Genomic DNA, 11,730 nt, shown 5'->3' on the forward strand with positions numbered 1-11,730 from the left:
GCTCCCTTTGGCCACTCGGGAACCCCTCCAAATTTTTAATCCATTCTTACTACAAATAGCTTCAAGTAACATGAAACAGGAAAGAATGGTGCCGACTACCGGAATCGAACTGGTGACCTACTGATTACAAGTCAGTTGCTCTACCTACTGAGCTAAGTCGGCATAAGTGGTGCGCATTCTATTGAATGATATTCGTGCTTGCAATAGTAAATTTAAAAAAAGTCATTTTTTTTGCCTGATTGGAATCATTTGATGTTTTTTCATGCAAAGTCCGTCTTTCTACTGCGTTCTTTCTTATTATTATTTGCATTGTTTGGTGCTTGTTGTATGTTCGCCATTCTATTTCGTTATTTCATGGTGAGTGAGCACTTATGAGTCCTTATCTATCTTTTGAGCGTGCCACATGGGCAGAGCTACGTAACTCTGTTCCAATGACACTCTCAGAATCTGATATCCAAGAGCTCCTCGGGGTAAATGAACGGTTATCAATGGAAGAAGCCGTTGATATTTACCTCCCTCTGAGTCGCCTGCTCAATTTGTACATTGAGGCTCGCCAAAGTAGAAACTCGGTATTGCATCAGTTCCTCGACAGTACCGAAAGTTCGCCGCCTTTTATCATAGGTATTGCGGGCAGTGTTGCCGTCGGAAAAAGCACCACAGCTCGTATCATTCGGACCTTGCTGTCTCGTTGGGAAAATCACCCCAAAGTTGAATTGGTCACGACCGATGGTTTTTTATTTTCGAAAAGCGAACTCGATAGACGAGGGATTATGCATCGAAAAGGGTTTCCCGAATCCTATGATACAAAGGCTTTAGTAGAGTTTTTGTCTGATGTAAAAGCAGGGGAAACCAACCTGCAAGTTCCTGTGTACTCTCACATAACCTACGACATAACAAACGAGGTGAAGAGAATAGAAAAGCCTGATGTGATCATTATTGAGGGCTTAAATGTTCTACAGAGTGGTCTTGACTACCCTAATAGTTCGATCAGTACCTTTATTTCCGATTTTCTCGACTTTTCAATCTACGTTGATGCCGACAGTGATGTCATCGAGAAGTGGTATATCGAAAGGTTTTTAGAATTTAGACAGGGCGCGTTTAAAAAGCCAGGATCTTACTTTAACCACTACACGCAGCTTAATGAATCACAGGCGATTGAAAAAGCCAAAGAGATATGGCAATCAATTAATGGGCTTAATCTCGCTGAAAACATCCTACCGACAAAACACCGAGCGCAACTAATTTTAAAAAAAGGCCCATCTCATGCAGTCGAGAAAGTGTTATTGCGGAAATGATTTAATTTAGGGTAGTTTGGAGGCCTGAGCTGACTACTTTGAAATCAGTGAAGGCTCGACCATAACCTCGAGCCTCTCTACCCATTCGTATGAGTTCTGTTATTTCAACTCAGGACCATATTGATTGGCCTTATCTTCACCCTTTAAAAAGCCGCACTCCACTAGAATCCAAGTTCCACAGATCAACGCTACCACAGAGCTTAGCATCTCTATATTTGTTGTTTGCGCGACGCCACTTGGATCACCGATAGGAACGGCCATCCGACCAAACACCAAAGGAACGTTGAGCATTAGCCACCAACTGGATTTACCTCTGTCATGCCAGCGTTTAGACGTAATCGCCAAATCTGGAATGAGAATGACCAATAAAAACACAGGCAATATGATATGGGCCATAGCCGGAAACAACGCATTCGATCCTATAGCAAAGCCCATAATGACCGCGTAGTAAAATACATTCCATATCCAATACGTTTTTCGACCCACTCTCCCTTCAAATGAGAACAGTAGCTGCTTTATCGACATCTTATTTACCCTTGAAATAATAAAAATTCAACGCCTAATCTATCATATTTCATCGGTTTATCGTCTTTTGAAAACACGCTTTATCCATATCACGGATATTCACCGTTAAGCTCCTTACTTGGCTTGCTTGCTGCTGAAGTACCGTCATCAACTGCCGGGAAAGCTCTCGTTTTTGCTCTTCAGTTCGCCCATCAAGCAGCTCAAAACCTACATGGATAAAATCAACGCTATCCCCTTCCTCACCAATCAGCCAATGATGGCAGCGCAATGCCCGAGATTTAACCGAATCAGGATCGAATAAGCTACTTTTTAGTGCGACATCATGAAGATCTTCTAGGAGCCCTTGAACATTGACACGTTGATCGATTGAATTTGAATATTCCATAACAAGATTTGGCATTGTCTTTCCTTTTCTGACAAAAGATCTTAAGTGATTATTTATCGCTGTGAATTCTCAACACTAATACCAATTAACTCTGCAAATTCCGAGGAAATCACTATCATTCTGTTTACTGGATCACTTAAGAAGAAGTCTTACCATTAAATAAACTCATGACCCGAATCATGATTTGATGGTATTAATCTGTTATATTCTTACGTAATCGCGTTTATTTTTTACATCAATTAGCTTTTTACATTCAAAATAATGGAGATATTCTTATGCGTCATCCTGTAGTGATGGGTAACTGGAAACTAAACGGCAGCAAAGAAATGGTTGTTGACCTACTAAACGGTCTTAATGCTGAACTTGAAGGCGTATCAGGCGTAGACGTAGCAGTCGCTCCACCTGCACTTTTCGTTGATCTTGCTGAGCGTACACTTACTGAAGCGGGCAGCGCAATCATCCTAGGTGCTCAAAACTCTGACCTAAACAACAGCGGTGCATTCACTGGCGACATGTCTCCAGCTATGCTGAAAGAATTTGGTGCATCTCACATCATCATCGGTCACTCTGAGCGTCGTGAATACCACAACGAATCAGACGAGTTCGTTGCTAAGAAATTCGCATTCCTAAAAGAGAACGGCCTAACTCCAGTTCTTTGTATCGGTGAATCTGAAGCACAAAACGAAGCAGGCGAAACTGTTGCAGTATGTGCTCGTCAACTTGACGCTGTTATCAACACTCAAGGTGTTGAAGCTCTTGAAGGCGCGATCATCGCTTACGAACCAATCTGGGCTATCGGTACTGGTAAAGCAGCAACCGCTGAAGATGCGCAACGCATTCACGCTCAAATCCGTGCTCACATTGCTGAGAAATCAGAAGAAGTGGCTAAGAACGTTGTTATCCAATACGGCGGTTCTGTTAAACCAGAAAACGCAGCGGCTTACTTCGCACAACCAGACATCGATGGTGCTCTAGTTGGCGGTGCAGCGCTAGACGCGAAAAGCTTTGCCGCTATCGCTAAAGCAGCAGCTGAAGCAAAAAAAGCTTAATACGTTAGCACAACAACTTGTTGCTTAAGGCCTGCATTCGCGGGCCTTTTTTATCACAGTTACCTCACCTCTACGGGTTGTTCCTACTCGTTTCCAATGTTGTCTTTATCTTGTATCCTATCGTTTTAATGAAATAGCGTATGGACAATGCACGATAAACACGGCCTATTAACAGCGCCCATTCCTAATGTGCTGCGTCAAATGACCATTCCAATGACCTTTGGAATGATTGCTATCTTGATGTTTAATGTCGTCGATACGTTTTTTATTTCCCTTCTGGGTACCGATGCGTTAGCAGCGATCAGCTTTACGTTCCCCATCACCTTTGCCATAAACTGCATCACTATGGGTATCGGAATCGGATTGTCCACGAATATAGCTCGCCTACTCGGTAAAGGCCGCTCGAAACAAGCCGGTCGCTTTTCTACCCACGGTTTGGTTTTAGCGCTGCTGCTTGTTTCTGTCACCTCGTTCATTGGCTTACTGAGCATCCGACCTACCTTTGCATTATTAGGCGCACAACCACACCTTATCGATCTGATCAGTGAATACATGTCCATTTGGTATTTAACGATTCCGCTTCTGGTTATTCCTATGGCAGGAAACAGTGCGATAAGAGCGACAGGGGACACGAAAACCCCTGCTAAGATCATGATGCTGGCAGGGCTGATTAACGGAGTGCTGGACCCACTGCTGATTTTTGGTATTGGCCCATTTCCAGAGCTTGGTATTCAAGGCGCGGCCATTTCAAGCGCGTTGAGTTGGTTGGGTGCCTTGATAGGGTCACTTTACGTTTTAATTCGTCGGGAAAAAATGCTCGCATCGCCTGATTTCTCTCAAATCATCAATGACTGGCGACAAATCCTTAAGATTGGTACTCCTGCGGCGCTTTCCAATGCGATGGTGCCATTATCAGGCGCAATATTGATGATACTGCTGGCCTCGCATGGAACGGTGGCTGTGGCTGCTTTTGGAGCGGCTCAAAGAATTGAGTCACTGCTGATTTTAGTTCTTATGGCATTGACCTCCGCTTTGACCCCGTTTATGGCTCAAAATTTAGGAGCCAATAATACCGAGCGAAGCTTTTCTGCACTTTTTCTTAGTATGCGTTTTGCGATTGTATTTCAGTTGATTATTTTCATTATGATGGTGCCATTAAGCATTCCTTTAGCGCGTCTTTTCTCTCAAGAGCCGTCGGTTCGAGATCTACTTTGGCATTATTTATTGGTTGTTCCGTTCAGTTATGGCTTTCAAGGCGTCACCATGATGCTCGTCGCTGGACTCAATGCTCTGCATAAGCCGGTCCCTGCTTTCCAATGGAGCATTATTCGACTCTTTATTTTTACGTTACCTGCCGCTTGGATTGGTAATCAAATATACGGTGTTGAAGGGCTATTTATCGGTATCGCGGTAGGCAATGTTTTGTCTGGTGTTTCCAGTTATCTGTACGCGCTCAAATTACGTCAATCGTATCAATCATAGTTAATCTCTTTATTCATATCACTCACCTTTCGACATAACCAAGACAACCAATATACACCGCTTAACCCAGCGAAAATTGAGCACAAAAAAGCCGACACTATAACGTATCGGCTCCTTTATCTGTACTTAGGTCTAGGCTTGTTGATTATTCAACAATTTCTTCGTCTTCATCAATCTCAAGTTCAATATCCAATGGCTCTTGAGAGATAATGATTCCAGTATTATCTGCGTACAAATAATCTTCCGGCACAAATGTAACGCTACCAAAGTTGACCGCGACATCAGTCTCACCAACACCATTACCAACGGCACCCACAGGGATAGAAGCCAACGCTTGGATACCAACACTCATCTCTTCGAGTTCATCGACTTCACGAACGCAGCCGTAAACAACAATGCCTTCCCATTCATTATCTTCCGCCAACGCTGCCAATTCCGCATCGATAAGAGCACGACGCAAAGATCCACCGCCATCAATCAGTAATACTCGGCCTACCCCATCTTGCTCTAATATATCGCGAATAAGGCTATTATCTTCAAAGCATTTGATTGTCGTAACTTGACCTGCAAATGATGTACGCCCACCAAAATTGCTAAAAAGAGGTTCAACGACATCGACTTGATCTAAGTAAATATCGCACAGAGCTGAAGTATTGTATTCCATAGTATTTATCCATACTGATAGTCATCTCTATCGAGTATATCGAGTCACTAAGTCAATGCAATGATAAGACGCAATTAACTGACGAGAGTTTGAGCTATAACGATGCCGGTAAAAAGCACGTTTGAGAATAAGGCACACTTCACAACAATCGGCATCATAGGAGCGATTTGAGCCGGTTGAGTCGCCAGCCAAACCGCCCTGCCATGCTTATACACCACCACAAGGCTAAGAACGAAAGGCAAGCTGATCCAAAGTGGTGCAGGTTGAAGCAATAAATAACAGACAAATGTAGCTAATGCACTCGCCAGTAAAACAAGGTGGTATTGTTTGGATTTAGCCTGGCCAAGCCGAACGGCAACGGTTTTCTTACCACATGCCTTATCATTTTCAATATCACGCATATTATTGACATTCAACACAGCCACCGCGAATAGCCCACAGCCTATTGCTGGCAAAATGAGGGTTGCTTCCACAAAGCCAGTGTGAAGGAAGAAGGTTCCCGCGACACCTAATAACCCAAAAAAGATGAACACAGAAATATCTCCCAAGCCAACATAGCCATAGGGCTTATTACCGACGGTATATGCAATGGCCGCAACCATCGCCAACACACCTAAACCGATAAACGTCATGATACTTTGTAAGCTATTCAGTGCGTAAAAAATAAGAAACAGTCCAGACAACATCGTAAGCACAATGTTAATCACCATCGCTTGTTGCATGGTTTTTAAAGAAACCGCACCAGACTGAATTGCGCGTATTGGCCCAAGGCGCGCATCGTTGTCCGTTCCCTTGACTGCGTCGCCATAGTCATTAGCCAGATTGGATAAGATTTGCAGTAAAGTGGCAGTAATAAAGGCAAGCAACGCAATCGTGAAAGAGAATTGTCCAATAGAATACGCCAACACACTACCCGTGAGTATCGAGACAAGGGCAAGTGGCAGTGTTTTTGGTCGTGCGGCATCTAACCAGATTTGAATTGATTGCTTCATCGTTCTCTTTGTCTACATTCTATTTGTCTACGCACAATATGCGCTGATTGTGTCATAACCGATTCATTCACGCAAAAAACTAAAAAGGCCACCGAAGCGACCTTTTTGTATCATCCATACCGCAGCGGGTTGATGTGATTATTTCACTCGGCCTACATACTCGCCGTTACGAGTATCAACCTTGATCACTTCGCCAATCGAAATGAACAGCGGAACGCGCACAACAGCGCCGGTTGCTAGAGTTGCAGGCTTACCGCCAGTTCCTTGAGTATCACCCTTTAGACCAGGGTCAGTTTCAGTAACTTCAATCTCAACGAAGTTAGGTGGCGTAACGACGATCGGGTTACCGTTCCACAGCGTGATCATGCAAGTGTCGTTTTCTACTAGCCATTTCGCATTGTCGCCAACCGCTTTCACTTCAGCTGCAATTTGCTCGAAAGACTCACTGTTCATAAAGTGGTAGAATTCGCCATCGTTGTACAGGTAATCAAGATCGATATCCATAACGTCAGCAGTTTCAACCGACTCACCTGACTTAAAGGTTTTCTCTAACACTTTACCTGAAAGCAATTTACGGATTTTGACACGGTTGAATGCTTGACCTTTGCCCGGTTTCACTAACTCATTTTCGAGAATGACACACGGCTCTTTATCAAGCATAAGTTTGAGACCGCCTTTAAATTCATTGGTGCTAACAGTAGCCATTTTTTCCTCTTACCATATTTCGAGTTCAAATTAATGTCGCATATCATAACCCGAATTTCCCCAACTGTTGAGCAAAACTGGCTCAAACAACTAGCGAATGCGATCTCAGACCCTGCAAAACTGCTCGCACAACTAGAGATTGATGCTTCAGAGTGGGAGGTTGGCTTTGAGGCGAAAGCGTTATTTGCGCAGCGAGTTCCACTGAGTTTTGTCAATAGAATGGAAAAAGGCAACCCTCACGACCCGTTACTTCGTCAAGTATTACCACTTAATGAAGAGTTTAGTATCCATGACGGGTATTCCACGGATCCGTTGGAGGAACAGAACAACGCGATTCCCGGATTACTGCACAAGTATAGAAATCGTGCGTTATTCATCTTAAAAGGCGGATGTGCGATTAACTGTCGTTACTGTTTTAGACGCCACTTTCCCTATGAGGATAACAAAGGAAGCAAATCGGTTTGGCAACAAGGGCTCGATTACTTACACGCCCATTCAGAGATCAATGAAGTCATTTTATCTGGTGGCGATCCGCTGATGGCAAAAGATCATGAGCTTGAATGGTTGATTAAACACATTGAAGCCATTCCTCACATTACACGCCTGCGCATTCATACACGCCTGCCTGTCGTGATCCCGGCTCGTATCACTCAAGAACTGCTTAAATTGCTAGGGCATTCGCGATTGCAGGTCATCTTAGTGACTCACATTAATCACGCCAATGAAATCGACGCTGCACTGACAGAAGCGATGACACAACTCAAACGCCATCATGTCACGCTGCTCAACCAGAGCGTATTGCTAAAAGGGGTGAATGATTCCGTCGAAGCACAAGTTTCTCTAAGCAATCACCTCTTTGATGCCGGTATTTTGCCTTATTACCTGCATGTCTTGGATAAAGTCCAAGGTGCGGCGCACTTCTATGTCTCAGACGAACGGGCCAAAAAAATCATGGCCGCATTGATTGAACAAGTTTCTGGGTATCTGGTTCCGACTCTCACCCGAGAAATAGGTGGTCGACAAAGCAAAACACCATTGGATTTACATCTTGAGTAGTCCTTATCGTTAAGATAAAAAAATCGATTAGTTACAATAAAAGACTCTGGGCATAATACGATTTTTGCGAGGTATTTATGCTCAATCAATTACACCCCTTCTTCGATATCGCCCCTTTTTCATGGGTGGCATTAGGCTGTTGTGCGATCAATGGTCTCATGATTGGCATTGAAAGGCAGACTCGTGGCAAACCAGTGGGAATAAGAACCTCGATCTTAATCATTTCTGGTACCTACCTTTTTATCTCGATGGCTATCTCACTGTCACCAAATTCACTCGATCAAGCGAGGGTATTAGGGCAAATCATTACGGGTGTCGGCTTTTTAGGTGCAGGGGTCATGATGACGTTAGAAGGAAAAATTCATGGCGTCACTTCGGCGGCGATTATTTGGGTGCTTGCGGCCCTCGGGGTAATGATAGGGCTGGGTTACTACAGCCAATCACTTATTATCACCACGCTCACATTGAGTGTTCTATTGGGGGTTGATAAAGCCGAGCATCATTTCAAAGCTCTGCGGCGTGGTGTCCATGACCAATTGAAGAAACGAACCAAGAAAAAGCTGCCTAATGTATGACTCACTGGTCGCTCGAACGAGTTAAATTCACCAATGAGCTGAATATTCAAATAAGCTGAGTATTCCGATGAACTAGACCGCAGATGAGCGAGCTTATAAGTTAAGCGGTAGAAAAACAAAAAAGCCAGAAGAGCGAACTTCTGGCTTTTTAACACCGACAAACCATGCCAATGTAACGTCAATTTTTCATTGACTGAAAATTAAAACAACTCTTCTGCAACTTTGAATAGATCGTTGCGAACCGGACGTTTCATATTTTCAATCGCATCGATAATGTCGTGGTGTATCAGCTCTTCTTTCTGGATACCAACACAACGACCACCATGACCTTCCATCAGAAGGTGAACAGCGTAGTTGCCCATACGAGATGCAAGAACACGGTCAAATGCAGTAGGACGACCACCACGTTGAATATGGCCAAGTACCGTTGCACGAGTTTCTCGGCCGGTTGCTTCTTCAATTTGCTGAGCAAGATCGTTGGCATCCATCATAAGCTCAGTCAGTGCAATGATCGCGTGCTTCTTACCTTTCGCAATACCGTCTTTAATATTCGCGATCAACTGCTCTTTATTAAGGCCGGTTTCTGGTGTGATTATGTACTCACAGCCACCTGCAATTGCCGACATAAGAGTCAAGTCACCACAGTGACGACCCATGATTTCAACGATCGAAATACGTTGGTGAGAAGACGAGGTATCGCGAAGACGGTCAATCGCATCAATGACGGTATTCAATGCAGTTAGGTAACCAATTGTGTAGTCTGTACCTGCGATATCGTTATCAATCGTGCCTGGTAAACCGATGCATGGGTAGCCCATTTCAGTGAGCTTCTTAGCCCCCATATAAGAACCATCACCACCAACAACGACTAATGCTTCAATGCCGTGTTTCTTGAGGTTCTCAATGCCTTTTTGACGAACTTCTACATTCTTAAACTCAGGAAAGCGAGCAGAGCCTAGGAAAGTACCACCACGGTTGATAACATCTGAAACACTAGAGCGATCAAGTTTTTCAATACGATCTTCAACAAGACCTTGATAGCCATCGTAAATCCCGTACACCTCAATACCAGCCGACAATGCTGTACGCACTACGCCTCGCACGGCTGCGTTCATACCAGGTGCGTCTCCGCCACTTGTTAAAACACCGATCTTCTTAATCATGCTCACCCTCGAATATTTTGGGAATTAAACTTCAATTTAATACCGATGACGCAATACCGCCACCCGTGAAATCCTTTTAAACTGCGCTGTATGGTACCTTTACCAAAAAGTAATACTACTTTTATTTGTACCGATTTACGTAAGTTTACTACTTATGTAATAGTATTACAGTTTTCGCCAATCACTTTGTTGATTCATATCAGAATCAGACTTTTCTTTTATTGCTCAAAAGATAGCGAATAATTCTGAGCTTGTCTTGCTCATTTGATGAAAGTGATTTGCCTATTGCCTGGCTACCAATCGCTCTCTAATTGCGCTTTTTCACTATTGATGACGGCCGATAAAGGATCTTGGTGAATCAAGACATCCGCACCAGGGAATGCTTCGATCAATCGATCTTCCACTTTGTCTGCGATTCTATGAGCTTCAATTAGGATCATATTGTCATCAAGCTCTAGGTGCAGTTGAATAAAGCGCGTTGGACCGGCCATGCGCGTTCTTAACTGGTGCACACCCAGGACACCTTCAATCTCAAGACAATGGGCTCGTATCTGCTCGAGTTCTTCATCGGGTAATTTACGATCCAATAATGTTTGAATCGCCTCTGTTACCATCTTAAAGGCGCTATACAAAATGAAAATGCCAATTCCAATAGCGAATACCGCATCAGCTTGGGTCACTCCAAACCAACTGAGCCCAAGAGCGATCATAATCGCACCATTCATATACAGATCGGTTTGATAATGCAAAGAATCAGCGGCAATGGCTTGGCTACCCGTTTTTCTAACTACATGCTTTTGAAAAGCAACCAGAGCAAAAGTGACCACCATGGCAAAGAAACTGACGTAAACCCCCAGCTCGGGTGAATTTAACTCGTGTGGGCGGAAGAAACGATCGATGCCATTAAGAATGAGAAAACAGGCGGATCCCGAAATGAACATTGCCTGAGCCAAGGCCGCTAAAGATTCCGCCTTGCCATGCCCAAATGTATGCTCTTTATCTGCAGGTTGCAGTGCATAGCGAATCACCATCAAGTTAACGACAGACGCTGAAATATCCAATAATGAATCGATCAGCGACGCAAGCAAGCTCACCGATCCAGTTAACCACCAAGCAACGATTTTGACGATCATCAATAGTGTTGCCACAGCAGTTGCTGTCCATGCGGCCATGGTCACTAAACGAGCATATTCTTGTTTCATACAACATCAATGTTTTGAAAATTCTGTGTTCAGTATAACGTGTCATGCTGAAAAATATCAAAAAAAGGCAGCGATATCCGCTGCCTTTTGAGAATCAATAGATTGGATTGATTACGAGTTTTTCATTTTCTTTTGCATCTTGTCGCTGCATTTTTGCATACGCTCTTGCTGAAGTTCGACAAATTGCGATTTCTGTTCATCGGTTAACAGACTCAACATTTTGTGTTGATCTTTAAGCTTATTCACTCGGCGTTCCGTTTGTTTTTCAACCATCTCACTCGCTAATGCGTTAGCAGCATCTTCATCAAACGTGTCCGCTAAAACCAATGCCTGAACTTGCTTTTGATGCGCTTGCATTAATGCACGTTTTTCTTCTGAACCTGCTTGACGCTGTGCTTTTTTATCACCTTTCGTGGTTTCGCGTAGCGCTTGCATTTGCGACTTTTGCTCTTCAGTCAAATCCAACTGACGCATGATACCTCGGTCAAAACCACCAGAACATTTACCTTCTCCACCTTGATTGTGGGATTTACCGCCAAACGCATACGCACTCGCCGTAGCAAACATCAATGGGAAGACTGCCGCTGCCAATACTAATTTCTTTGTTGTGTTCATAATCGTACCCTCTGTCGTTATT

The 11,730-nt window shown here is 43.8% G+C and carries 13 protein-coding genes and 1 tRNA gene; 5 read left to right on the forward strand and 9 right to left on the reverse strand.

All coding sequences use genetic code 11. From position 1 onward, the window contains the following. Positions 1-86 precede the first annotated feature (86 nt). Positions 87-162, reverse strand: a tRNA-Thr gene (locus tag A1QO_RS17955). Positions 163-371: 209 nt separating this feature from the next. On the opposite strand from A1QO_RS17955, the gene coaA reads away from it, so the two are divergent. Further along, the gene (gene coaA / locus A1QO_RS17960; protein ID WP_017035738.1) at positions 372-1,295 is read left to right on the forward strand and encodes a type I pantothenate kinase; all 924 of its coding nucleotides are present in this window, start codon (positions 372-374) and stop codon (positions 1,293-1,295) included. A 99-nt stretch (positions 1,296-1,394) separates the two neighbouring features. On the opposite strand, the gene A1QO_RS17965 is transcribed toward coaA, so the two are convergent. Both A1QO_RS17965 and A1QO_RS17970 read right to left on the reverse strand, forming a co-directional pair. Continuing rightward, entirely contained in the window at positions 1,395-1,820 is a 426-nt protein-coding gene (locus tag A1QO_RS17965; protein WP_017038543.1) for a DUF805 domain-containing protein, read from the reverse strand. A gap of 49 nt (positions 1,821-1,869) precedes the next feature. Beyond that, on the reverse strand, positions 1,870-2,220 hold the full coding sequence (locus A1QO_RS17970; protein WP_017035736.1) for a 5-carboxymethyl-2-hydroxymuconate Delta-isomerase: 351 nt from the start codon (positions 2,218-2,220) through the stop codon (positions 1,870-1,872). A gap of 260 nt (positions 2,221-2,480) precedes the next feature. On the opposite strand from A1QO_RS17970, the gene tpiA reads away from it, so the two are divergent. Both tpiA and A1QO_RS17980 read left to right on the forward strand, forming a co-directional pair. Then, complete coding sequence (gene tpiA / locus A1QO_RS17975) at positions 2,481-3,254, forward strand: triose-phosphate isomerase (protein ID WP_017035735.1); 774 nt, start codon at positions 2,481-2,483, stop codon at positions 3,252-3,254. Positions 3,255-3,401: 147 nt separating this feature from the next. Beyond that, complete coding sequence (locus A1QO_RS17980; RefSeq protein ID WP_017040133.1) at positions 3,402-4,736, forward strand: MATE family efflux transporter; 1,335 nt, start codon at positions 3,402-3,404, stop codon at positions 4,734-4,736. Between the two features lie 145 nt (positions 4,737-4,881). On the opposite strand, the gene rraA is transcribed toward A1QO_RS17980, so the two are convergent. The 3 genes from rraA to efp all read right to left on the reverse strand — a co-directional run bounded on the left by rraA (position 4,882) and on the right by efp (position 7,097). Further along, positions 4,882-5,400, reverse strand: a complete 519-nt coding sequence (gene rraA, locus A1QO_RS17985; protein WP_017035733.1) for a ribonuclease E activity regulator RraA — start codon at positions 5,398-5,400, stop codon at positions 4,882-4,884. 74 nt (positions 5,401-5,474) lie between these two features. After that, positions 5,475-6,392, reverse strand: a complete 918-nt coding sequence (locus tag A1QO_RS17990; RefSeq protein ID WP_017035732.1) for a 1,4-dihydroxy-2-naphthoate polyprenyltransferase — start codon at positions 6,390-6,392, stop codon at positions 5,475-5,477. Positions 6,393-6,530: 138 nt separating this feature from the next. Beyond that, entirely contained in the window at positions 6,531-7,097 is a 567-nt protein-coding gene (gene efp, locus A1QO_RS17995) for an elongation factor P (RefSeq protein ID WP_017038540.1), read from the reverse strand. Between the two features lie 33 nt (positions 7,098-7,130). Between efp and epmB the strand changes: the two genes are divergently transcribed. After that, positions 7,131-8,153 (forward strand): EF-P beta-lysylation protein EpmB, encoded by a 1,023-nt coding sequence (epmB, locus tag A1QO_RS18000; RefSeq protein WP_017041520.1) that lies wholly within the window; start codon positions 7,131-7,133, stop codon positions 8,151-8,153. A 77-nt stretch (positions 8,154-8,230) separates the two neighbouring features. After that, positions 8,231-8,728 (forward strand): MgtC/SapB family protein, encoded by a 498-nt coding sequence (locus A1QO_RS18005; protein WP_017035729.1) that lies wholly within the window; start codon positions 8,231-8,233, stop codon positions 8,726-8,728. Positions 8,729-8,928: 200 nt separating this feature from the next. Here the strand turns inward: A1QO_RS18005 and pfkA are convergent, their stop codons facing one another. The 3 genes from pfkA to A1QO_RS18020 all read right to left on the reverse strand — a co-directional run bounded on the left by pfkA (position 8,929) and on the right by A1QO_RS18020 (position 11,708). Further along, on the reverse strand, positions 8,929-9,891 hold the full coding sequence (gene pfkA, locus A1QO_RS18010) for a 6-phosphofructokinase (RefSeq protein ID WP_017035728.1): 963 nt from the start codon (positions 9,889-9,891) through the stop codon (positions 8,929-8,931). Positions 9,892-10,184: 293 nt separating this feature from the next. Continuing rightward, positions 10,185-11,093 carry a CDF family cation-efflux transporter FieF gene (fieF, locus tag A1QO_RS18015; RefSeq protein ID WP_017035727.1) on the reverse strand — a complete coding sequence of 303 codons (909 nt, stop codon included), beginning with the start codon at positions 11,091-11,093 and terminating at the stop codon, positions 10,185-10,187. Positions 11,094-11,204: 111 nt separating this feature from the next. Beyond that, a complete protein-coding gene (locus A1QO_RS18020; protein WP_017038538.1) occupies positions 11,205-11,708 on the reverse strand; it encodes a CpxP family protein in 504 nt (167 codons plus the stop codon). Between the last annotated feature and the right edge of the window lie 22 nt (positions 11,709-11,730).

Origin of the sequence: Vibrio genomosp. F10 str. ZF-129, from assembly GCF_000287055.2 — a bacterium.
Lineage (GTDB): Bacteria > Pseudomonadota > Gammaproteobacteria > Enterobacterales > Vibrionaceae > Vibrio.

Bases quoted from the DNA above. Each gene is read 5' to 3' on its own strand.
- fieF (WP_017035727.1), bottom strand. From the start codon at position 11,093: ATGAAACAAGAATATGCTCGTTTAGTGACCATGGCCGCATGGACAGCA.
- coaA (WP_017035738.1), top strand. From the start codon at position 372: ATGAGTCCTTATCTATCTTTTGAGCGTGCCACATGGGCAGAGCTACGT.
- tpiA (WP_017035735.1), top strand. From the start codon at position 2,481: ATGCGTCATCCTGTAGTGATGGGTAACTGGAAACTAAACGGCAGCAAA.
- efp (WP_017038540.1), bottom strand. From the start codon at position 7,097: ATGGCTACTGTTAGCACCAATGAATTTAAAGGCGGTCTCAAACTTATG.
- A1QO_RS17970 (WP_017035736.1), bottom strand. From the start codon at position 2,220: ATGCCAAATCTTGTTATGGAATATTCAAATTCAATCGATCAACGTGTC.
- A1QO_RS18005 (WP_017035729.1), top strand. From the start codon at position 8,231: ATGCTCAATCAATTACACCCCTTCTTCGATATCGCCCCTTTTTCATGG.
- A1QO_RS17965 (WP_017038543.1), bottom strand. From the start codon at position 1,820: ATGTCGATAAAGCAGCTACTGTTCTCATTTGAAGGGAGAGTGGGTCGA.
- A1QO_RS17980 (WP_017040133.1), top strand. From the start codon at position 3,402: ATGCACGATAAACACGGCCTATTAACAGCGCCCATTCCTAATGTGCTG.
- pfkA (WP_017035728.1), bottom strand. From the start codon at position 9,891: ATGATTAAGAAGATCGGTGTTTTAACAAGTGGCGGAGACGCACCTGGT.
- epmB (WP_017041520.1), top strand. From the start codon at position 7,131: ATGTCGCATATCATAACCCGAATTTCCCCAACTGTTGAGCAAAACTGG.
- rraA (WP_017035733.1), bottom strand. From the start codon at position 5,400: ATGGAATACAATACTTCAGCTCTGTGCGATATTTACTTAGATCAAGTC.
- A1QO_RS18020 (WP_017038538.1), bottom strand. From the start codon at position 11,708: ATGAACACAACAAAGAAATTAGTATTGGCAGCGGCAGTCTTCCCATTG.
- A1QO_RS17990 (WP_017035732.1), bottom strand. From the start codon at position 6,392: ATGAAGCAATCAATTCAAATCTGGTTAGATGCCGCACGACCAAAAACA.